23 protein-coding genes are annotated in these 21,312 nt (G+C 62.7%); 10 read left to right on the plus strand and 13 right to left on the minus strand.

Annotation, left to right across the window (positions count from 1 at the left end; genetic code table 11):
- Positions 1-15 precede the first annotated feature (15 nt).
- From hemW to rph, 4 genes are all read right to left on the minus strand, one after another.
- Positions 16-1,200 (minus strand): radical SAM family heme chaperone HemW, encoded by a 1,185-nt coding sequence (hemW, locus tag IB265_RS01610; protein WP_057247982.1) that lies wholly within the window; start codon positions 1,198-1,200, stop codon positions 16-18.
- Positions 1,201-1,282: 82 nt separating this feature from the next.
- Positions 1,283-1,927 (minus strand): RdgB/HAM1 family non-canonical purine NTP pyrophosphatase, encoded by a 645-nt coding sequence (gene rdgB, locus IB265_RS01615; RefSeq protein WP_057247983.1) that lies wholly within the window; start codon positions 1,925-1,927, stop codon positions 1,283-1,285.
- A gap of 17 nt (positions 1,928-1,944) precedes the next feature.
- Positions 1,945-2,364 (minus strand): VOC family protein, encoded by a 420-nt coding sequence (locus IB265_RS01620; RefSeq protein ID WP_057247984.1) that lies wholly within the window; start codon positions 2,362-2,364, stop codon positions 1,945-1,947.
- Between the two features lie 14 nt (positions 2,365-2,378).
- Positions 2,379-3,098, minus strand: a complete 720-nt coding sequence (gene rph, locus IB265_RS01625) for a ribonuclease PH (protein ID WP_057247985.1) — start codon at positions 3,096-3,098, stop codon at positions 2,379-2,381.
- Between the two features lie 160 nt (positions 3,099-3,258).
- Between rph and hrcA the strand changes: the two genes are divergently transcribed.
- Entirely contained in the window at positions 3,259-4,338 is a 1,080-nt protein-coding gene (gene hrcA, locus IB265_RS01630; protein ID WP_057247986.1) for a heat-inducible transcriptional repressor HrcA, read from the plus strand.
- 265 nt (positions 4,339-4,603) lie between these two features.
- On the plus strand, positions 4,604-5,221 hold the full coding sequence (grpE, locus tag IB265_RS01635; RefSeq protein ID WP_057247987.1) for a nucleotide exchange factor GrpE: 618 nt from the start codon (positions 4,604-4,606) through the stop codon (positions 5,219-5,221).
- A 79-nt stretch (positions 5,222-5,300) separates the two neighbouring features.
- Here the strand turns inward: grpE and IB265_RS01640 are convergent, their stop codons facing one another.
- Positions 5,301-6,536, minus strand: coding sequence for a D-arabinono-1,4-lactone oxidase (locus IB265_RS01640; RefSeq protein ID WP_057247988.1), 1,236 nt, complete (start codon positions 6,534-6,536; stop codon positions 5,301-5,303).
- Between the two features lie 11 nt (positions 6,537-6,547).
- Positions 6,548-7,315, minus strand: coding sequence for an SDR family NAD(P)-dependent oxidoreductase (locus IB265_RS01645; RefSeq protein WP_057247989.1), 768 nt, complete (start codon positions 7,313-7,315; stop codon positions 6,548-6,550).
- 151 nt (positions 7,316-7,466) lie between these two features.
- Between IB265_RS01645 and IB265_RS01650 the strand changes: the two genes are divergently transcribed.
- Positions 7,467-8,279: a helix-turn-helix transcriptional regulator gene (locus IB265_RS01650; RefSeq protein WP_057247990.1), complete on the plus strand. Its 813-nt coding sequence runs from the start codon at positions 7,467-7,469 to the stop codon at positions 8,277-8,279.
- 42 nt (positions 8,280-8,321) lie between these two features.
- Here the strand turns inward: IB265_RS01650 and ptsN are convergent, their stop codons facing one another.
- From ptsN to lptC, 6 genes are all read right to left on the minus strand, one after another.
- Positions 8,322-8,786: a PTS IIA-like nitrogen regulatory protein PtsN gene (gene ptsN, locus IB265_RS01655; protein ID WP_057247991.1), complete on the minus strand. Its 465-nt coding sequence runs from the start codon at positions 8,784-8,786 to the stop codon at positions 8,322-8,324.
- A gap of 172 nt (positions 8,787-8,958) precedes the next feature.
- Positions 8,959-9,531, minus strand: coding sequence for a ribosome hibernation-promoting factor, HPF/YfiA family (gene hpf / locus IB265_RS01660; protein WP_057247992.1), 573 nt, complete (start codon positions 9,529-9,531; stop codon positions 8,959-8,961).
- Between the two features lie 225 nt (positions 9,532-9,756).
- Entirely contained in the window at positions 9,757-11,295 is a 1,539-nt protein-coding gene (rpoN, locus tag IB265_RS01665) for an RNA polymerase factor sigma-54 (protein ID WP_057247993.1), read from the minus strand.
- 143 nt (positions 11,296-11,438) lie between these two features.
- Positions 11,439-12,257, minus strand: coding sequence for an LPS export ABC transporter ATP-binding protein (lptB, locus tag IB265_RS01670; RefSeq protein ID WP_057247994.1), 819 nt, complete (start codon positions 12,255-12,257; stop codon positions 11,439-11,441).
- Between the two features lie 12 nt (positions 12,258-12,269).
- On the minus strand, positions 12,270-12,830 hold the full coding sequence (locus IB265_RS01675; protein WP_057247995.1) for an LptA/OstA family protein: 561 nt from the start codon (positions 12,828-12,830) through the stop codon (positions 12,270-12,272).
- 15 nt (positions 12,831-12,845) lie between these two features.
- Complete coding sequence (gene lptC, locus IB265_RS01680) at positions 12,846-13,514, minus strand: LPS export ABC transporter periplasmic protein LptC (protein ID WP_057247996.1); 669 nt, start codon at positions 13,512-13,514, stop codon at positions 12,846-12,848.
- A 263-nt stretch (positions 13,515-13,777) separates the two neighbouring features.
- Between lptC and sppA the strand changes: the two genes are divergently transcribed.
- The 3 genes from sppA to IB265_RS01695 all read left to right on the plus strand — a co-directional run bounded on the left by sppA (position 13,778) and on the right by IB265_RS01695 (position 15,611).
- Positions 13,778-14,737 carry a signal peptide peptidase SppA gene (sppA, locus tag IB265_RS01685; RefSeq protein WP_057247997.1) on the plus strand — a complete coding sequence of 320 codons (960 nt, stop codon included), beginning with the start codon at positions 13,778-13,780 and terminating at the stop codon, positions 14,735-14,737.
- Between the two features lie 129 nt (positions 14,738-14,866).
- Positions 14,867-15,169 (plus strand): integration host factor subunit beta, encoded by a 303-nt coding sequence (locus tag IB265_RS01690; protein WP_057247998.1) that lies wholly within the window; start codon positions 14,867-14,869, stop codon positions 15,167-15,169.
- Between the two features lie 97 nt (positions 15,170-15,266).
- Positions 15,267-15,611 carry a hypothetical protein gene (locus IB265_RS01695; RefSeq protein WP_057247999.1) on the plus strand — a complete coding sequence of 115 codons (345 nt, stop codon included), beginning with the start codon at positions 15,267-15,269 and terminating at the stop codon, positions 15,609-15,611.
- Positions 15,612-15,644: 33 nt separating this feature from the next.
- On the opposite strand, the gene IB265_RS01700 is transcribed toward IB265_RS01695, so the two are convergent.
- Positions 15,645-16,103, minus strand: a complete 459-nt coding sequence (locus tag IB265_RS01700) for a carbon monoxide dehydrogenase subunit G (protein WP_057248000.1) — start codon at positions 16,101-16,103, stop codon at positions 15,645-15,647.
- 307 nt (positions 16,104-16,410) lie between these two features.
- Between IB265_RS01700 and IB265_RS01705 the strand changes: the two genes are divergently transcribed.
- Genes IB265_RS01705 through IB265_RS01720 form a run of 4 tightly spaced genes read left to right on the plus strand, consistent with a single transcriptional unit; the run spans position 16,411 to position 21,242 of the window.
- Complete coding sequence (locus IB265_RS01705; protein ID WP_192494611.1) at positions 16,411-17,565, plus strand: class I SAM-dependent rRNA methyltransferase; 1,155 nt, start codon at positions 16,411-16,413, stop codon at positions 17,563-17,565.
- Positions 17,562-18,422 carry an RNA methyltransferase gene (locus IB265_RS01710; RefSeq protein WP_057248001.1) on the plus strand — a complete coding sequence of 287 codons (861 nt, stop codon included), beginning with the start codon at positions 17,562-17,564 and terminating at the stop codon, positions 18,420-18,422. Before IB265_RS01705 ends, IB265_RS01710 begins: the two co-directional genes overlap by 4 nt.
- Positions 18,419-18,910: a signal peptidase II gene (gene lspA, locus IB265_RS01715; RefSeq protein WP_057248002.1), complete on the plus strand. Its 492-nt coding sequence runs from the start codon at positions 18,419-18,421 to the stop codon at positions 18,908-18,910. Before IB265_RS01710 ends, lspA begins: the two co-directional genes overlap by 4 nt.
- 55 nt (positions 18,911-18,965) lie before the next feature.
- The gene (locus tag IB265_RS01720) at positions 18,966-21,242 is read left to right on the plus strand and encodes an ATP-binding protein (RefSeq protein ID WP_057248003.1); all 2,277 of its coding nucleotides are present in this window, start codon (positions 18,966-18,968) and stop codon (positions 21,240-21,242) included.
- The last annotated feature ends 70 nt before the right edge of the window (positions 21,243-21,312 follow it).

Consider the following 21,312-nt stretch of genomic DNA (forward strand, 5'->3'; position numbering starts at 1 on the left):
AGACCGCCTGCTGCCTCAGGGGCAAGCGAGGTCGGCCACCACGGCGTCGAGGATCAGCATTCCGGCCGGCGTGCAGCGCAGGCGCGAATTGCCGAGCCGCTCGATGAAGCCGTTGTCGATCAGGAACTGTTCGCGCTCCGGGTCCGGATCGCGGCCGGAAAGGGTCTGCCAGCGGGCAAGGTCGACACCTTCCTTGAGGCGCAGGCCCATTAGCAGCAGTTCATCCGACTGCGCTTCGAGGTCGAGCGCCTCGCGTTCGACCATGCCGTGGCCGTAGGTCTCGACGAGGCGCAGCCATTCCTCGGGCTTGCGTTCGGTGGCCGTCGCGACCTTGCCGCCGCCGATGCCGAGGCGCCCGTGTGCGCCGGGGCCAATACCCGCATAGTCGCCATAGCGCCAGTAGGTCAGGTTGTGCCGGCTTTCAGCACCCGGACGGGCGTGGTTGGAGACCTCGTAGGCCGGCATGCCGATCGATGCCGTGATCGCCTGCGTTGCCTCGTAGAGCACGGCCGATTGTTCGCCGTCCGGAACGATGAGCTTTCCGGCCTTGTGCAGGCCGTAGAAGGGCGTGCCCTCTTCGATTGTCAGCTGGTAGAGCGACAGGTGATCGACCGCGTAGGAGACGGCCTCCTTCAACTCGCGCTCCCACTCTTCGACCGTCTGGTTCGGGCGGGCATAGATCAGGTCGAAGGACATGCGCGGGAAGATCTCGCGCGCCAGCCGGATCGCCTTCAGCGCGTCTTCGACATTGTGCAGCCGCCCCAGGAATTTGAGGTCGCGGTCGTTCAGCGCCTGGACGCCGAGCGAGACGCGGTTGACGCCAGCAGCACGATAGCCGTGGAAGCGCGTCGCCTCGACACTCGAAGGGTTGGCTTCCATGGTGATCTCGATGCCGTCGGGCACGTGCCAATGGCGAGCGATACCCTGGAGGATCGCGTCCACCGTCGAGGGCTCCATCAGCGACGGCGTGCCGCCGCCCATGAAGATGCTGGTGACGGTGCGCGGACCTGAGAGCTCACGCACCTCTTCCATCTCCTTCAGGAAAGCGGCAACGAAACGCGGCTGGTCCACGGGCTGGTGGCGCACATGGCTGTTGAAGTCGCAATAGGGGCATTTGGCCGCGCAGAACGGCCAGTGTACATAGACCCCGAAACCGGGGTCCATGCCGTCACCAATCGCCGATAGCGTGGCCGTCTGCATCGTTGCGTCTCTCATGGTCACTTTCAGTAGGGAGCGGGATGCGGGCGGGAAACCGCACACACTTTTCCTCATCCCGCTCAGATCAGGCTCCGAGGCAGGTCTCGGCAAAAATCTTGAAGGCGCGGGCGCGGTGCGACAGGGCCTGCGCATCGCCCGGCTTCCAACCGTGTTTCTCGTCGGCGCTCATTTCGCCGAAAGTGGTCTCGTAGCCCTTCGGCTGGAAGACCGGATCGTAGCCAAAACCCTGGCTGCCGCGCGGCGGCCAGACCACGAAGCCTTCGACCTCGCCACGGAAGAGCTCGACATGGCCGTCCGGCCAGGCAAGGCAGAGCACCGAGACGAAGCGGGCGGCGCGCTCGGAGGGCGTCGTTGCGCCCTTTTCCTGCAGTGCGTTTTCGACCTTCTCCATCGCCATGGCGAAATCACGGCTGCCGTCCTCGCGCTCGGCCCAGTTGGCGGTATAGACGCCGGGCGCGCCGTCGAGTGCGTCGATTGAAAGACCGGAATCGTCCGAAAGCGCCGGCAGACCCGAGGCCTTGGCGGAGGCGAGCGCCTTGATGGTGGCGTTCTCCTCGAAGGTGGTGCCGGTTTCGTCGGGCTCGATGAAATTGAGGTCCGCCGCCGACTTCGCCTCGAAGCCGAGCGGGCCGATGAGATCGCGGATTTCGCGGATCTTGCCGGCATTGTGGCTGGCGACGATCAGCGTCTTGTTGTCGAGTTTGCGCATGGTATCTCGTTTCATATTCATTCGATGGACCAGAGGCCCGGCTCCGCACATTCAAGGCTGTTGCCGGCCGGATCGCGGAAGTAGAACGACCGCGCGCCGTTCGGCCAGCGCAGATCGCTTTCGATCTTGATACCGGCCGCTTCCAGTTTCGCTTTCCAGGCGTCGAGCGTCTCGGCGCGCACGCGAAAGCACATGTGTCCCCGGCCGGTCGTGCCATGCGGTGGCACCGGCAGGGCGGCGTCCGGCGCTGGCGGTTTCACCGTCTCGGCCGGATTGAAGATCAAAAGCACGCCTTGGCCGCAGCGGAAGAACACGTGCCGGTTTCCAGCGCGGGTGATCTTCTCAAGGCCGAGAACGCCGCCGTAGAAGGCCTCGGCGGCATCGAGATCGGTCGCGTAGAGCGCAGTCTCGAGTATGCCTTCCAGTGCCGGGGCCATCTTTTCTCCTGTGGTCAGCCTGCAATCGCCTGCTTCTGCAGCGCGACCAGTTCGGCAATGCCGTTCTTTGCCAAGCCCATCAGGCTTGCGAATTCCTCTTCCGAGAACGGCTTGCCTTCGGCCGTGCCCTGGATTTCAACGATGCCGCCGGAGCCGGTCATGACGAAGTTGGCGTCGGTCTCGGCGGCGGAATCTTCGAGGTAATCGAGGTCGATCACGGACTGGTTGGCGAAGATGCCGCAGGAGATGGCGGCGACATGGTCCTTCAGGACCTTCTCGACCTTGACCATGTTGCGCGCTTCCATCCACTTCAGGCAATCGTAGAGAGCGATCCAGGCACCGGTGATCGAGGCCGTGCGCGTGCCGCCATCGGCCTGAATGACGTCGCAGTCGATCGAGATCTGGCGCTCGCCGAGCGCCGGAAGGTCGACGACGGCGCGCAGCGACCGGCCGATCAGGCGCTGGATTTCCTGGGTGCGGCCGCTCTGCTTGCCGTTTGCCGCCTCACGCTTCATGCGCTCGCCGGTGGCGCGCGGCAGCATGCCGTATTCCGCCGTCACCCAACCCTTGCCGCCGTTGCGCAGCCAGGCCGGAACCTTTTCCTCAAGGCTGGCGGTGCACAGCACGTGCGTGTCGCCGAACCGCACCAGACAGGAGCCTTCCGCGTGCTTGGAAAAATTGCGCTCGAAAGAAACCTTGCGCATTTGGTCGGTTTTTCTGCCGGATGGCCGCATCGTCAACTCCTATCGTATCTCGTCAGCCTTCTAGAGCATGGCGCAGGCAAAGGGAACCGGTGGATAGCCGGGGGACCAGTCGATTTTTCCCTTTTGCCATCGGGCGGCAGGATCATTATATTCCGGGCACGGCAGGATGTGCCTGCGAGTGTGGAGTGACATGGTACTGCGCAATCCCGGAGCAAAGGAAATCGCAGCCGCGCTGGATGAGCGCTCGGGCGAAATTTTCCGTCGCATCGTGGAAACCTATCTGACGAGCGGCGAGCCGCTCGGCTCGCGCAATCTGTCGCGGCTCCTGCCGATGTCGCTCTCTCCCGCTTCCGTTCGCAATGTGATGAGCGATCTCGAAGATCTCGGTCTCATCTACTCGCCGCATGTCAGCGCTGGCCGTCTGCCCACCCAGACGGGGCTGCGCTTCTTCGTCGATGCCTTCATGCAGGTCGGCAATCTCTCGGTCGAGGACCGGGCGTCGATCGACCGTCAGGTGCGGCGCGATGATCATATGCAGCCGGTCGATGCGCTGCTGACCGAAGCCAGCCAGATGCTGTCAGGCATGTCACGCGGGGCCGGCCTCGTCATCACCGCCAAGGCCGATCCCGTACTGAAGCATGTCGAGTTCATTCGCCTGGCGCCGACCAAGGCGCTGGCCGTTCTCGTCGGCGAGCACGACCAGGTGGAAAACCGCATCATCGAACTACCCGCCGGGGTCACCAGCTCGCAGCTCACCGAAGCCGCGAATTTCCTTAACGCCCATCTTGCCGGCCAGACGATCGGAGAGGTGCGCACCCAGCTTGAAACGGTGAAGCAGACGGTGCGCGGCGAACTCGACGCGCTGTCGCAAGACCTCGTCGAGCGCGGTCTCGCCATCTGGTCGGGCAATGAAGGCGACGAGAAGCCGGCGCGGTTGATCGTGCGCGGCCGTGCCAACCTGCTCGAAGGGCTGGAGGGGGCCGAGGATATCGATCGGCTGCGCATGCTCTTCGACGACCTCGAAAAGAAGGACAGCCTGATCGAGCTGCTCGATCTTGCCGAGAGCGGTCCGGGCGTCCGGATCTTCATCGGCTCGGAAAACAAGCTCTTCTCGCTCTCCGGCTCCTCGCTGATCGTCGCGCCCTATCGCGATGGCGAGGATCGCATTGTCGGCGCGGTCGGCGTCATCGGACCGACGCGGCTCAACTACTCCCGCATCGTGCCGATGGTCGATTATACCGCGCAGCTGATGTCGCGGCTTTCCCGCTAAAGGCGGGCTTTTAGTCGCTGCATGTCTCCTTAAATCGACCTCGATCAAGGACAAAGACATGCAGCAAATCAAAGTGTTACAGCAACCTTTGCGCGTCTGATCAGTCGCGCGGCGCTGTAGGAGCGCGATTGAACCCTTGATTTTTCGGCCCCAAACCTCGATATCGGCTTCAAATCCAGTCACAGGGCATTTTTGCTGACACGCAGGCTCGCGCTTGCGGCGTGGAAATGCGAAGGACGATAGAGACGACACTGCGGAGAACGTCATGACCGACGATACGAACAAGCACGGACCCGAGGCCACCGACGAGGTATTCGATGCCGCGCCCGATGCGGCCGACGCCGCTGAAGCTGCGCCGGTTGCCGAGCCCGATCCGTTGGAGCTCGCCAGGGCGGAGAGCGCCGAGCTGCGTGACAAGTACCTTCGACTTGCCGCCGAGATGGACAACCTGCGCCGCCGCACCGAACGCGACGTGAAGGATGCGAAGTCCTATTCCGTCGCCGGCTTCGCCCGCGACATGCTCGCCGTTTCGGATAACCTGCGCCGCGCCCTCGATGCCATTCCGGCAGAGGCCAGGGAAGCAGGCGAGGCTGGCCTCACCGCCCTGATCGAGGGCGTGGAAATGACCGAGCGCTCGATGCTTTCAGCGCTTGAGCGCCACGGCGTCAAGAAGCTTGAGCCGGAAGGCCAGAAGTTCGACCCGAACTTCCATCAGGCAATGTTCGAGATTCCCAATGCGGACGTGCCCAACAACACGGTGTTGCAGGTCGTTCAAGCCGGCTACGTGATCGGTGACCGTGTTCTGCGTCCGGCCATGGTCGGCGTCTCCAAGGGCGGACCGAAGGTCGTGGCCGGCGAAAACGGTGACGCACCGACTGCCTGATCCAACTGATCAGAGTTTAAAGAAACGCCGCGCGAAGTTCGCGCGGCGTTTTTGTTTTGAGCGGCGTCAGCCGCAAACGCTATCCGAAAAGCTGGTGTAGGTGATCGTTGAGGAAGCGGCCCTCCGGATCGACCTTGGCCCTCAGCGCCCGGAAATCGCCTGCACGGGGATAGAGCGCCGTCACATCCTCGGCGCCGAGGAAATGCAGCTTGCCCCAATGCGGCCGTGAGCCGTACTGCCGCAGGATCGTATCGACATCCCTCAGGTAGTCCCAATAATCGGTTCCCGGCTCGCCCGAGACCGAGAGCGTGATCGAGTCCTGCTCGAAGAAGGGGCTGATCCAGCCGGTGTCTCCGGCGGTGAAACGGTACTCGATCGGATAGATGCAGGTCGGGTGCTTTTCCAGCATCAGCTTGCGCACCGCCTTCACCGCATCCTTGCCGTGGGCGACGGGCACCGCATATTCGAGTTCGTGGAAATTCGGCACGTATTCGATCGGATAGATCTCGGAGGAATATGCGATCTTCTCGAAGCGGCGCTCCGTCGGTGCTTCCTCGGTGATGTCGATCACCTTCATCTCGCAGACGTCGGAGGTGCTGTCTGTGGTCGAGACCGATGCGGTGTCCGGCAGGCAATAGCAATGCCGGCTCTCGGGCACTGGGCACCAGAAAAAGCCGAAGTGGCGGTGTTTGGCGGCCAGTTCGTCGTGCTGTTCGATCATTTCGTCGAAGGTGCAGCGCCAGAGCCTTTCATGCAGATTGTAGCTGTCCATCGCCTGCAGCGTGATCTCCGAGATCACACCAAGCATGCCGACCGATACCCGCGCCGCCTCGAGCAGATCCGGTGTCGTCTCGTCGACAACGAGAATGCTCCCATCCGGCTGCACCAGGCGCATGCCGACGATCTGCGAGGCCATGTTGCCGAGCTTGGCGCCGGTCCCATGCGTCCCGGTCGTCAGCGCGCCAGCCAACGCCTGGCTGTCGATGTCGCCCTGATTGATCAGCGACAGGCCGTTGGATTTCAGCACCTTGCCGAGCTGATTGATGGTGGTACCCGCCTTCACCGCGACGCGCTTGCGCGCGTAGTCGATGCCGACGACACCCTGCATGTTGGAGAGCGTCAGCTGCAGCCCGCTGGTCAGCGCCACCGGCGTGAAGGAATGGCCGGAGCCGGCGCAGCGCACGTTCAGCCCTTGCGACGTCGCCTCGCGCACCATTTCGGCAAGAGCTGCCTCGCTCTCCGGCGCGCCGCGATGACGCACGATGCATGATTGGTTTCCGACCCAGTTGCGCCAGTGGCCACCTGCCTGAAGCATTTTCCCCTCCCTCAAACCGCGGTGAAGCAATTGTCGACGAACAGATGCGTGCCGTTGATGAAGCTCGCCTCATCGCTCGAAAGAAACAGCGCCGCGTTCGCCACCTCTTTCGGGTCGCACATGCGGCCCTGCTGCACGGCGATGGCCGCCTCCGAAACGTCGACCCCGTATTTGCTGAGGCCGACGAGCTCGCGCTTGCCATGATCGGTGGCGATAAAGCCCGGGCAGACGGCATTGCAGCGGATGCCGCGGTCGCGGAACTCGACGGCGATGGCGCGGGCGAACATGTGGCAGGCGCCCTTGGTCGTGTCGTAGAGCACCTCCATCGGCGTTGCCGCCACGGCCGAGATCGACGAGGTGCAGACGATGCTGCCGCCGCCGGCGGAAAGCATGCCGGGCAAAACAGCCTTGGTCATCAGAAACATGCTGCGCACATTGACCGCCATCAGTCGGTCCCATTCGTCTTCCTCGACCTCGAGGAAGGGGCCGACGGCAAGAATGCCGGCGTGATTGAAGAGCACCGTGATGGCGCCGAACGCCGCCTCCACCGCCTTGACGGCCGATGTCACTTCTGCGGATACCGAGACGTCGGCAGGGGCAAAAATCGCCTCGCCGCCATTGGCGCGGATCGATGCCGCGACCTCTTCGCCCTTGCTGCGCGGCAGGTCGACGATACCGACCTTGGCGCCTTCGCGCGCGAAAAGCTCCGACGCCGCCAGGCCGCAGCCTCCCGCGCCACCGCTGATCAGCGCCACCTTGCCTGAAAGCCTGCCTGCCATTGCGCCCTCCTCATCGGCGTTCGCCGCAGTGTTCGCCAAGGGCGACCCGTTTCGCGACGACCTGTTGCTCTCCCGGGGGGAATTATTGTTGACGAAGCAGGGGCTGTCGATATCCCATGGGGGATACGAGGAGCGGGGGGATGAAACCGGAATGCTGGCAAGGGAGTCCGCTGATATTTCGGCGATGATCGGTCTGATCGGCACGCAGGATTTCGGCCAGGCGCTCGACCGGATGCTGCGGTCGTTCACCAGTTTCGACCTCTCCGTCGCCTTTGCCTATCCGTACGATGCCAGGCCGATCGTGCTGCACGACGGCTACACGGCAAAGGTATCGGCGAGCGCGCTTTCCGCCTATCTCGGCGGCGCCTATCTGCTCGATCCCTTCTACGTCGCCTGCTCTGCCGGCCAGCCGGCCGGCCTCTGGCGCATGCGAGAACTCGCGCCGGACCGATTCTTCCAGTCCGACTTCTCGTCGTCCGCCGAGGTTCACCCCTGCGTATCGATGGAATCGGGTGTGCTGGTGGAGGAGGTCGGCTTCGTCATTCCGCTCGACGGTGGCCTGCAGGCGACCTACTCGCTGATGCGCGGCCGCGGCGGCCAGCCTTTCAGCGAGGCCGAACTCGAGCGACTGCGCGTCTATGAGCCGATCGTGCGCGAGGCGGTCCGCTCGAACTGGCGCCAGCACGGCCGGAGCTTTGCGCCGCCGCCCTCCGAAGAGGGCGACAATGTAATGGAAGCGGCGTTCGACAGCCTTTGTTCAGACCGGCTGACGAAGCAGCAGCGCAACATCGTGCGGCTGATCCTTCGGGGACACAGCAACCTTTCGATCGGCAAGGTGATGAACATTGCCGAGGGAACGGTCCGGATCCATCGCAAGAACATCTATCGCCGGCTCGGCATTTCGAGCCAGGGCGCTTTGTTCCGGATTTTCATAGATCATTTGAACGGTCGTCAGCTTTACTGACGCAGGCACTGCGCGTCCGGCGGACGCGCGCCGTTGCTATTTTCAGGCGGCGTGCGAGGTCGCGTCGTCGTCGAGCAGCGTGTAGATCGCGCTGGCGGAATCGCTCGAGCGGATCTTGGCGACCATGTCCTGATCACGCAGGACGCGGGCAATGCGCGACAGGGCCTTGAGGTGATCGGCGCCGGCACCTTCCGGGGCGAGCAGCAGGAAGACGAGGTCGACGGGCTGGTCGTCGAGCGCTTCGAAATCGACAGATGTTTCCAGTCGCGCGAAGATGCCGATGATCGAGGGAAGATTGTTGAGCTTGCCGTGCGGGATGGCGATGCCATTGCCGACACCGGTGGAGCCAAGACGCTCCCGCTGCAGGATCACGTCGAAGATTTCACGCTCGGGAAGCCCGGTGATCTTTGATGCTTTTGCCGCCAATTCCTGGAGGAGCTGCTTTTTCGAGTTGGCCCTCATGGCCGGGATGATCGCATTTTGATGCAGTAGACCTGCCAATGCCATTCTTTTGTCCTCGTTCGCCGGTTAGAGCCGGACAACATCATCATAAATGCGTCGCAATGGCTCTAACCATCTTTGTCATGGCGGGTTCCATGCACAGAAAAGTCACATTTTCCGGCCTGCCCGCTGATTCTGGGCGCGGGGAGTGCCGGCGTGCCGGCACTCCCCTATCCGCTCATGCTTTGATATTGGCAGCGTCAATCCAGCCAATATTTCCATCGTTGCGTCTGTAGACGATATTCAGATCGTCCTTGCCGGGGCTACGGAACATCAGGACGGGTTCATCGGTCATGTCGAGTGCCATCACGGCGCTGGCGACAGACATCGTCCTCAATTGTTTCGTGCTTTCGGCGACGATCGTCGGTGCATAATCCTCGGGGACCTCATCGTCCTCGAACGGCACCGAATCCATCACTGTGTAAGCCACTTCGGCAGCATTCGTACCGTTGCCGTTATGGTGATCCTTCAGCTTCCGCTTGTAGCGGCGCAGACGCTTTTCGATGCGATCCGACGCCGCGTCAAACGCAGCCTGTGGGTCGTTCGCCTGACCGTTCGCCTGCATAACCACGCCCGTATCGAGATGAAGCTTGCAGTCGGCGCTGAAGCGCGGCCCGGATTTTTCCACAGTGACCTGGCTTGAATATCCTCCGTCGAAATATTTGGTAACGGCCTGCTCGATCTGCTCGCCGATGCGAGCTCGAAACGAATCGCCGATTTCCATCTGTTTACCGGATACACGCACACTCATGGAGTTTCCTCTCTCGTTCGTGATTTGCGCAGCCAGTCTATTCCAAGCGGTCCCGTCATCCAAGCCTTTCAGGCTTGCGGGCGCGCCTCTGTCGCAGCTACCGGTCGTACCGGTCCGCTTCCGGGGCGAGCTTGTCCCCGGCAATTGCGGCGGGCTCATATCGCCTGTGTCGGAGAGAGTCAATCGAAGGTCGCAAAAAAGTTAATGCGGCTTAACTTCCGGTGCTCAGAAACCGGCGGCTTTGGCCAGCGCCCGCTTTTCCCGTCGCCGCTGTACGGAGGAGGGGATGCTCATCGCTTCGCGATATTTGGCGACAGTGCGACGGGCAAGGTCGATACCAGCCTTCTTGAGGACATCGACGATATCGTCGTCGGAAAGCACCGCTTCGGCGCTTTCCTCCTGGATCATCGCGCGGATCCGGTGGCGCACGGCTTCCGCCGAATGGCTGTCGCCGCCCTCGGCCGAGCCGATCGAGACGGTGAAGAAATATTTGAGTTCGAACAGCCCGCGCGGCGTCAGCATGTATTTGTTCGAGGTGACGCGGCTGACGGTCGATTCATGCATCTTGATCGCGTCAGCGACGGTCTTGAGGTTCAGCGGCCGTAGGTGACCGATGCCGTTGGCCAGGAACGCGTCCTGCTGGCGAACGATCTCCGTGGCGACCTTCATGATCGTTCGGGCGCGCTGGTCGAGGCTGCGTGTCAGCCAGTTGGCGTTCTGCAGGCATTCGTTGAGGAAGGCTTGGTCGGCACTGTTTTTCTGCGTCCCGCGCGAGACCTTGGCGAAATAGTCCTGGTTGACCAGCACGCGCGGCAGCGCGTCCGGATTGAGTTCGATCATCCAGGAGCCGTCGGGCGCGGCCCGCACGACGATGTCGGGCACGATCGCCTCGCTGACGCTGGTCTCGAAACTGGTTCCGGGCTTCGGATCGAGCTTGCGGATTTCCGCCAGCATGTCGATCAGGTCCTCTTCATCGACGCCGCAGATCTTCTTGAGCGTCGCGAAATCGCGCCGCGCCAGCAGTTCGAGATTGGCGAGCAGTGCCTCCATCGCCGGATCGAGGCGGTCGCGGGCGCGCAACTGGATTGCAAGACATTCGCCAAGCGAACGCGCGAAGACACCGGGCGGATCGAACTGCTGCAGCGTCAGCAATACCCGCACGACATCCGTATGCGCGGCGCCCAGCCGTTCGGCGACTTCGCCAAGGTCCGCCTGGAGATAGCCGGCGTCGTCGAGCTGATCGATAAGGTGCTGCGCGATCAGCCGATCCGAGGGGGCGGGCAGCGCAAATGGCAATTGCTCCGTGAGCGTCTCGCGCAGGCTCTTGCGGCCGGCAACGAAGTCGTCGAGGTCATAGTCTTCGCCTTCACTGCTGCCGGGCATCGATTTCCACTGGCCGAGCAGTTCCGGGGCATCGGCGCGCTGCGGTGTCGTGTCGTCCTGAAAGACATTGGCGAAGTCGGCGTCGAGTTGCTCGCCAAGCCGCTCGCTGGTCGGCGATGTCGCGCTGTCGTAGAGATCGTCCTGCGCGCCGAAGTCGTCGCCGGCAGGCTCGTCCCCGGCTGTGCTCTCGCCGCGCTCCGGCGTGCCTGGCAGATCGTCATTCGCCTGAAATTCGAGCAGCGGGTTCTTTTCGACTTCCTGGGCGATGAACTGATTGAGTTCGAGATGCGTCATCTGCAGCAGCTGGATCGACTGCATCAGCTGTGGCGTCATCACCAGGGACTGGGACTGGCGCAGATGAAGGCTGGCGGACAGTGCCATGCTGACGCGAAACTCCCGAGAAATCTCCTGGGCCGCGGTGTTTCTCCGGTCGCCGGGGTGGCCCTTATCAATTGGCCCAAAAATTGCTTATCGAGAAGGTTTGGTCAAGCGTGGTCGCGGGCGGAATCGCCCGCGAAGCGGTCTCAAAGGCTGAAATTGTCGCCGAGATAGAGCCGGCGCACGTCAGGATTGGTGACGATATCGTTGGCGCGACCATGAGTCAGCACTTCGCCGGCATGGATGATATAGGCGCGGTCGATGAGGCCGAGCGTCTCGCGGACGTTGTGGTCGGTGATCAGCACGCCGATGCCGCGCGAGGTCAGGTGACGGACAAGCGCCTGGATATCGGCGACCGAGATCGGATCGACACCGGCAAAGGGCTCGTCGAGCAACATGAAGGTCGGATCTGTCGCAAGCGCACGGGCGATTTCGAGACGCCGCCGCTCGCCGCCCGAAAGCGCAATCGCGGGGGACTTGCGCAGGTGCGTGATGTTGAACTCGCCGAGCAGGTCGTTGAGCTTGCTCTCGCGCCGCTCCAGGTTCTTGTCATGGACCTCGAGCACGGCGCGGATGTTTTCCTCGACCGTCAGCCCGCGAAAGATCGATGCTTCCTGCGGCAGGTAACCGACGCCAAGACGGGCACGCCGGTACATCGGCATGGTCGTGACGTCGTTGCCATTGATCTCGATCGAGCCTTCGTCGACCGGTACGAGGCCGGTGATCATATAGAAGCAGGTGGTTTTGCCGGCGCCGTTCGGTCCGAGCAGGCCCACGGCTTCGCCGCGCCGCACCACCAGTGAAACGCCGTTGACGACGCGGCGCTCGCGATAGGCCTTCGTCAGGCCGCGCGCGATCAGCGTGCCGTCGTAACGCGCCTTGTCGACCGCGTGTCCGGAAACAACCGCAGCTGTCGCCGACGGCTTGCGGACCCGTTTGCGCTTGTGAAGGAAGGGAAAGTGCACGAGCGATCTACGTCAGTTCTGCTTGCGGGACTTCGGGTCGAGCTGGATCTGCACGCGGCCGCCGCAGGCTTCGAGCTGAGCCTCCCCGGTTTCCATTTGGACGTTGAGCTGGCAGCCGACGAAGACGTTTTTGCCTTCCGACAACACCACCTTTTCGCCCTTCAGCACGAAGACCTGTTTCGTCATGTCGAAGGAACCGGTGTCTGCCGTTGCCTGCTGCGTGCCCGAGCTCAGGAAAACCTTCTGGCTGACCTCGATGCGGTCGATGTCGGCGTCGCCGCTCGAAACCGAGCCGCCGCCGGACTTGTAGTACACCACCATGTTGCCGGCCTGCAGCGTCGTCGTGCCCTGCACGACCTTGACGTTGCCGGTGAAGATCGCCTTGCTCTCCGGATCCTTGATTTCGAGCTTGTCGCTCTCGATCTGGATCGGCTTGTCGTTGGAGAGTTCAAGGCCCTTCATCTTGCTGGATGTGGCCTGCGCCGAAGCGCCGGAGGCAATGATCAAAGCGCCGACACCGGCAATCGCCAGGCTGGCGGAAATCTTGAAAAAAGAGGCGGTTGTGACCGACATGGAGTGCACCGGGTCCTATTTCGCGTTCTTGCGGATGGCGGTGGGCTCGACGTTCACCCTCACCATGCCCTCAAATATTACAATACGTCCCTTATCCGTCATTCGCAGCGTCTGCGCAATGATCGAACCGCCCTTCATGCTGATCGCAACGGGCTGTTTCGTTTCCATCTCGCCGGCATTGATGTCCAGATAGGCCGACTGGAAGTCGGCGTTGATGCCATTATTGACGGAAATGGTGAACGGGGCGTTCATATCGAGCGTATTGGCGCCGCGGTCGTAGATGCCGTTGGTGGCGTCCACCGTCGCGACCATCGAATCCTTCATCGGCATTTCCGCATGGATCGTCTGCAGCGTGATGATGTCAGGATTGGCGATGTCCTGGAGCGCTCGCTGGGCCTTCATCGAATAGCTGATCCCCTGCTTGTTGCGGCCGGAGATGGCCGGATTCTGCATCACGATCTTGCCGTCCTCGATCGTCGCCGTTTCGAGTTGCAGATCGACGGGCATGAAGGCCCGGACGAAGGAAACGGCGGCAAAGATCACCGCGATGACGCCGGCGACCACGGGCAGGATGACTTTCAGCCGGCGGACGCGCACGGAGTGTCTCGCGGCGAGCGCATAGGCGTCGGCGGAGCTCTCACCCGTATCGGCAAAAATGCCCGGGGCTGGCGCGTGGTTCAACATGAAAGGGCCTGTCGGTTCTACTGCTTTTATCGCTGAACCCATCAAGGGATCATATACATACAATGGTGTAAGTCGTCGCAAATATGGATATTTTTTGCTGCTGCACAATGGCGCTGCAAAAAAACTCGGGTGAAGCACGAAAACGCCAGCCGCGGCTTTCAACCGTGGCCAAGCGCGTTTATGGAATATGCCTCTGCGCGCGCAGATAGCACGTTCCCGCGGAAACTGACAGAAGCTGCGCCAACAATTCGGGAGAAACCCACATGGACGAACTCGCCATCGCCGATCGCCGCAGCCTGCGCCGGAAACTCAGTTTCTGGCGCTTTGTGGTGGCGGGGCTGCTTCTTGTGGCAGCGCTCGCGATCTTTGTCTGGTCGGGCGCTGCGGACGATGTCGGCCGCACTCGTCAGCACGTGGCTCGCGTCACCATTAGTGGTCTGATCCAGGACGACCGGGAGCTTCTCGATCGCCTCCAGAAGATCGCCGACAACGACAGCGTCAAAGCACTGGTCGTCACCATTTCGTCCCCGGGCGGCACCACCTATGGCGGCGAAGTGATCTACAAGGCGATCCGCAAGGTTGCCGCCAAGAAGCCCGTTGTCTCCGATGTGCGCACGCTCGCCGCTTCTGCGGGTTACATGATTGCGCTCGCAGGCGACACGATCGTCGCGGGCGAAAGCTCGATCACCGGCTCCATCGGTGTCATCTTCCAGTATCCGCAGATCAAGGACCTGATGGACAAGCTCGGCGTGTCGCTGGAATCGATCAAGTCGCGGCCGCTGAAGGCGGAGCCGTCGCCCTTCCATCCGGCGAGCGACGAGGCGAAGGCGATGATCCAGTCGATGATCGATGACAGCTATGCCTGGTTTGTCGACCTGGTTGCCGAGCGCCGCAAGCTTCAGCGCCCCGAGGCGCTGCTGCTCGCCGACGGCCGCATTTTCACCGGCCGCCAGGCGCTGAAGGCGAAGCTCGTCGACACGCTTGGCGGCGAGGACGAAATTCGCGCCTTTCTGACGGAGAAAAAGGTATCGAAGGACCTGCCGATCGTCGATTGGGAAGCACCGCGCAAGACCCTGCCTTTTGGCCTCGGCGCGCTGGTCGGCAACTGGATCAAGATGTTGGGATATGACGCTTTTCCGGCAATGAGCGGCCTCGAAAAAATTGCGGGCGACAAGTTGTTTCTTGACGGTCTTGTTTCCGTTTGGCAGGTTGATGGCCAATGAGGAAGGCGACATATACCCAGCCTGAGCCGTGAGGAGTTGGCGGCGTTTTTGCAAGCGTCGTCGATATTCTTGCAGCAATCACAATGCAGACCGAAAAAGCAAAACAAACAAGAATTTGAGGGGGCGACAGTGATCAAGTCAGAACTGGTGCAGATTGTTGCAGCTCGCAATCCGCATCTCTATCACCGCGATGTCGAAAACATCGTCAATGCGGTTCTCGATGAGATCACGGACGCGCTCGCGTCAGGCAACCGGGTCGAACTGCGCGGCTTCGGTGCCTTCTCCGTCAAGAACCGGCCGTCGCGTTCCGGGCGCAACCCGCGCACCGGCGATTCCGTCTTCGTCGAGGAAAAGTGGGTGCCGTTCTTCAAAACCGGCAAGGAATTGCGCGAGCGCCTTAATCCCGGCATGAATGGTGACGACGAAGACTGATCGTCTTTCTCGGTCTCAGCGGCCTGGCGCAATGGACGCCCGTCGTCCCGCGTGGCCAACGGAAACCACGCGGCCGCTCGCAAGCTGGAGCGCTTGAATGTTCAAGAAACTGATCAATATCGTTGTTCTCATTCCGGTTGGCGTGATCCTGATCGTTCTCAGCGTCGCCAATCGCCAGAGCGTGACGCTGGCACTGAACCCTTTCCGCCCGGAAGACAGCGTGCTTTCGGTCAGCGCGCCCTTCTTCGTCTTCCTGTTCCTTGCCGTCATCGTCGGCATGATCCTCGGCGCAGCAGCGACCTGGTTCAGCCAGGGCACGTACCGTCGCCGTGCACGCACCGAGGCGAATGAGGCGGTGAAGTGGCATCGCGAAGCCGAGAAGCATCGCAGCCAGGCAGAAAAGCTCGCCACTCAGGCGACGTTGGCTGCCCCTCAGAACTGAACGTTTGACTTGACGCTGCGGAGTGGCGAGCCGTCAGCTCGCCGCTTCCGCGGTACCGCTGACGGCGGCGCCGAAGTCGGTAAAGAACTGCTGGGCCAACTTCTTTGCGGTCGAATCGATGAGGCGCGAGCCGAGTTGGGCGAGCTTGCCGCCGATCTCTGCCTTGACGTCGTAACGCAGCACTGTGTCTGCGCCATCCTCCGTCAACGTGACGTCGGCGCCCCCCTTGGCAAAACCGGCGATCCCGCCCTTTCCTTCGCCCGAGATCGTGTAGCCCTCTGGCGGATTGAGATTGGAGAGCACGACATTGCCGGTGAAGGAGGCAGAGACCGGTCCGATCTTGATCTTCACAACCGCTGCAAGTTCGGTCGGCGAAGTCATCTCCAGCGACTGACAGCCGGGGATGCACCGTTTGAGGATTTCCGGATCGTTGAGGCCGCGCCACACGGCGTCGCGCCCAGCCGAAATCCGTTCTTCGCCGGTCATGTCCATGCGCTTTCCTCCCATTGCAGTGCCGCGCATCGGCATCGACGCGCCAAAGTCGTTGTAACACTTTAGGTCTGCTGCAGAATTTTGTCCTCACGCCGTTTCCGACCCGAGGAAATTTGCAGCGGGTTCTCCCGCGCCGATCTTCGCAAAACGGAAACGACTTTGCCAAGTGCATCAGCGATGCTATTTGCAGCTTCAATAGATGCTGCGGCTGAAGGCTGCGGCGACAAACCTCATGGCGTCCGCCCGCGCGCACTCGATACTGCAGCGGGCAGGCGGCACATGCACTAACAAGCCCAGGGATCTCAGCGTGAAGGAAAAGGACCGGCGGTCGAAGAATGCCTCCGTGACGATGGCCAAAGGCCGCGGCGCCGAGGCGCGTGGCGGCGGTCGCCACGATCAGAAGCGTCCGGTACCGCCGAAGGGCGGCGGCTTCAAGGAACGGCCGGCGCGCCCGGTGGCAGCGCAGGCCGCGGAGACACGCGACAGGCCCGCCAAACAGGCAGCCGTGCAGGAAGCACCTGTAGGGGCGATTGCTCGGCGAACCGGCGAAAAGCCGGCCGAGCGCGTGCCGCTCATTCTCGAGACCGTGGGCGCTTCCGGCTACCATCTGATCGACAGCGGCGCCGGCGAGAAGCTCGAACAATACGGTCCCTATCGCATCGTGCGTCCCGAGGCGCAGGCGCTCTGGCCGCGCAGCCTGGCGGACGGCGTCTGGGAAAAGGCCGACGCGATTTTCACCGGCGACACCGACGAGGACGGCATGGGCCGCTGGCGCTTTCCGGGCGCCGTGCTCGGCGAAACCTGGCCGATGCAGCTTCTCGGAACCGATTTCCACGGCCGCTTCACCTCGTTCCGCCATGTCGGCGTCTTCCCCGAACAGCTCGCGCACTGGAGCTGGGTCAAGGACCAGGTGGAAGCTGCAGGGCGACCGCTCAAGGTTCTGAACCTGTTCGGCTATACCGGGGTCGCCTCGCTGATCGCCGCCAAGGCCGGCGCCGAGGTCACCCATGTCGACGCCTCGAAGAAGGCGATCGGCTGGGCACGCGAGAACCAGCTGCTGGCGCGGGCCGACAAGCTGCCGATCCGCTGGATCTGCGACGACGCAATGAAGTTCATCCAGCGCGAAGAGCGCCGCGGCAGCCGCTACGACATCATTCTGACCGACCCGCCGAAGTTCGGCCGTGGTCCGAATGGCGAGGTCTGGCAGCTTTTTGATCACCTGGCGGCGATGCTCGACATCTGCCGCGAGATCCTCTCGCCGGAGGCGCGCGGCCTGGTGCTGACCGCCTATTCCATCCGGGCGAGCTTCTATTCGATCCATGAACTGATGCGCGAGACGATGCGCGGCCGCGGCGGCCGGGTGGAATCGGGCGAGCTCATCATCCGCGAGGGCGGGCTTGACGGACGCGAGCCGGGCAGGGCGCTTTCGACCTCTCTCTTCAGCCGCTGGGTACCGCAATGACGAACGACAGAAGCGAACACGGCGCCGGTCGTGTGGGTCAGGTAAAGGAGGTCACGAGCCTCACCAACCCGATCATCAAGGATATCCGCGCGCTGGCACAGAAGAAGCATCGCGACGAGACGCGGTCCTTCATGGCCGAAGGCCTGAAGCTGGTGATCGACGCGCTCGATCTCGGCTGGAAGATCAAGACGCTGATCTATGCCAAGGCGGCCAAGGGCAAGCCGCATGTGGAGCAGGTGGCGGCGAAGACCTTCGCCAAGGGTGGTCTGGTGCTCGAGGTCAGCGAGAAGGTGCTGACGACGATCACCCGGCGCGACAATCCTCAGATGGTCGTCGGTATCTTCGAGCAGCGCTACCAGGCGCTAAAGGATCTGAAGCCGCAACTGGGAGAAACCTATGTGGCGCTGGACCGGGTGCGCGATCCCGGCAACCTCGGCACGATCATCCGCACGGCCGATGCCGCCGGTGCCTCCGGCATCATTCTCGTCGGCGAGACCACCGACCCGTTTTCGCTTGAAACCGTGCGCGCCACCATGGGCTCGGTCTTCGCGATGCCGGTGGCACGCGCCAGCGTGGACGACTTCATCCGCTGGCAGAAATCCGCCGGCGTGAAGGTGGTTGCCACCCATCTCGCCGGCGCCGTCGATTACCGCACCATCGATTACAAGTCGAAGCCCGTGGTGATCCTTATGGGCAACGAACAGGCGGGTCTGCCGGAGGAGCTTGCCCGTGAGGCAGGTGCGCTCGCACGCATCCCGCAGGCCGGACGCGCCGATTCACTCAACCTTGCGATCGCTACCGGCATCATGCTGTTCGAGGCGCGCCGTCATCTGCTGACGCTGGACGCCCGCGCATGAGCGAGAGGCAGGTTCTGTTTTCGCGGCCGCTGCCGATCGCGGTCTTCATCCTTCTCGCGCTCATCGCCGATCAGTTGATCAAGTATCTGGTCGAGATCTACCTGCCCTTTAATCAGGCGGTCCACGTCGTGCCGATGCTGGCGCTTTACCGTACCTACAACTATGGCGTCGCCTTCTCGATGCTGTCGGGCATGGAAGGCTGGTTCATCGTCGGCATGCGGCTTGCCGTCGTCGCTTTCGTGCTCTGGCTCTGGAAGCGCACGCCGAAGGACCGGTTCTTTGCGCATTTCGGCTACGCGCTGATCATCGCCGGCGCACTCGGCAACCTCGTCGACCGGCTGATCTTCGGCTACGTGATCGACTACATCCTTTTCTATACCGAAACATGGTCCTTCGCCGTCTTCAATCTGGCCGATACCTTCATCACCATCGGCGCCGGAGCCATCATCCTTGACGAACTGCTGCACGCGAAAAAGGCCGATCGTTAAGATTTTACCGGTGCATTGAAGCCATTCGGAACGCTTGTCGTGTTAGCCGGATTGCATGAGCGAACCGTCACGATTGCTGGAGCGGATCGAATCCGGCTTCCGGACAGGAAGCCGGACGGGTGACGCGCCGCCGGTGGCTCCGCTCCCTGTCGAGGTATCGCCTCCGGCTCACGAGCAGGAAGCACCCGTCAAGGGCAAGCGCCATGCGGTCAATCAGGCGTCGCTGGCATTGCTCGGCCTTGTCGCCTCCGGTCTCATTCTCGTCATCGGCATGAGCGCCGGCTTTTACCTGTTTTCCGCAGCGATTGCGGCGGCAGGCTCTGTCGGCGTGTTCCTGCTCGTCGTCGAAGCCATACGGTCGTTCGATGGCAGGCAGGCAGGCGACGAAGCGGACCGGGATCGCGATTGGCATCGCTCCGAGACGTCGGCGTTGCTCTCGACCATTCACGATGCGCTGGGTGACCTCGCGATCATGCGCGGCATGGACGGAAAGATCGTTCATGCCAACGCGGTCTTCCATCAGGTCTGCGGCCACTCCGATGTCCACGGCCTCGATTGCGCGGCGCTTGGCCTGAGCTTCGAGCCAAAGGCTGCGCCCAATCACTATCTGGTCCGGATTGCCGCATCGGACGGCGTGCGCCTTTACGACTGGCACGACGTGATCGCCCGCGATCCGGCAAGTGGCAGGCTCATGCGCCACAGCATCGCGCGCGACGTCACCGAGGAGGCCGCGGCGGCGCGTGAGCGCGAAGCGGCGCGCCGGCGGGCAGAGGAGGCGAGCAAGGCGAAGTCGAGGCTTCTCGCCACAGTCAGCCATGAGATCCGTACGCCGCTTTCCGGCATCCTCGGCGTGAGCCACCTGCTCGGCCAGACCCGGCTGTCGAGCGAGCAGAAGAACTACCTCGCCGGCATGCAGCAGTCCGGCCATGCGCTGGTCCAGCTCGTCGAGGACCTGATCGATTTCTCGTCGCTGTCGGCCGGTCGCTTCCAGTTTCGCCCGACCCGACAGGATCCGCGTGGCGTCATCGAGAGCGTGGTGGAAATGCTCTCCAACCGGGCGCATGAGAAAGGCATCGAGATCGGTGCCACGGTCGCCGTCGATGTGCCCGCTGAGATGGCCTTCGATGCGGCGCGCCTGCGCCAGGTGCTCTTCAACGTGATCGGCAATGCGGTGAAGTTCACCGAGGTCGGCGGCGTCTTTGTCGGCGCCGATACGGTCGACGAATGCGTGCGGATCCGGATCGACGACACCGGTCCGGGCATGTCGCCTGACGACCTGAAGCGCATTTTCGAGGAGTTCGAGCAGGCCGGAAACGACGAACAGCGGGCGAAGGGCACCGGCCTTGGCCTCGCCATCTCCCGCAGGATCATGCAGGCCTGCGGTGGCAGCCTTACGGCCGCAAGCGCGCCGGGACGCGGCAGCCGTTTCGAAATTCGTCTGCCATTTGCCGAGATCGAGGCGGTCGCACCGGAGCGCCGGTCGTGCCTTGCGGGCTCGCATGTCCTGGTGATGGCGCCCGATGGTCCGGCCTCGGCGGCGCTCGCCGCGACGATCGCGACACTCGGCGGGCGGTGCCATCGTGCCACCACGCTTGCCGCGGCCCAGCATGTCCTTGCGGACGTGCTCGCCGGCGGCGCGCCGCTGACGGACGTGATCGTCGACCACCGCCATGCCCAGCAATACAAGCAGCTTCTTTCCCTGCAGCCGTCCGTTGCACGGCTGGAGGTGCGGCGCACCTATCTGATCAATCCGGAGGAGCGCAACAGCCACCCCGTCAACCAGATGGACGGCTACGAGGCATGGCTGATCCGGCCGCTGCGCGAAAAGTCCCTGGTCGAGGTGCTGCTCGGTCGCCTGAAGGGTATCGAGAAACGCGACGCGATCAACGACAACCGGCCCGTTCTGCGAGAGGAGCCTGCGACCACGCCTGTTTACAACAGGGCGAATGGGATCCTGCTGGCCGAAGACGATCCGGTCAACGCGCTGATCGTTCGCACCGTGCTCCAGCGCTCGGGGTATTCGGTCCGCCTTGTCAGCGACTTCGGCGCCGTTGCTGAGGCCCTGCATGCGCCCGGCCAGCGCTCGCTTCCGGAGCTGCTGGTGACCGATCTCAACATGCCGGGTGGCGACGGCCTTTCGCTGCTGCAGCACCTGCGCGCCGATGAGGCCGCGCGATCCGCGCCCCGGCTGCCCGTCATCGTCCTGACGTCGGATGTTCGTGCCGACATGCGCGAAAGGCTGATGGGCGCCGGCGCCGACTTCGTGTTGTCGAAGCCCGCCGATCCGCAGCTGCTGACATCGGAGATCGCCCGCCTGCTGCGCGAACGGTAACTTCGGCAGTGGTAACCGTAACCATCGGGGCGTGGGGGTTGTATGCCGCTTTCATGTCACTATGTTGTTG

Origin of the sequence: Ensifer sp. ENS10 (assembly GCF_014852025.1) — a bacterium.
In the GTDB taxonomy this organism is placed as follows: Bacteria; Pseudomonadota; Alphaproteobacteria; order Rhizobiales; family Rhizobiaceae; genus Ensifer.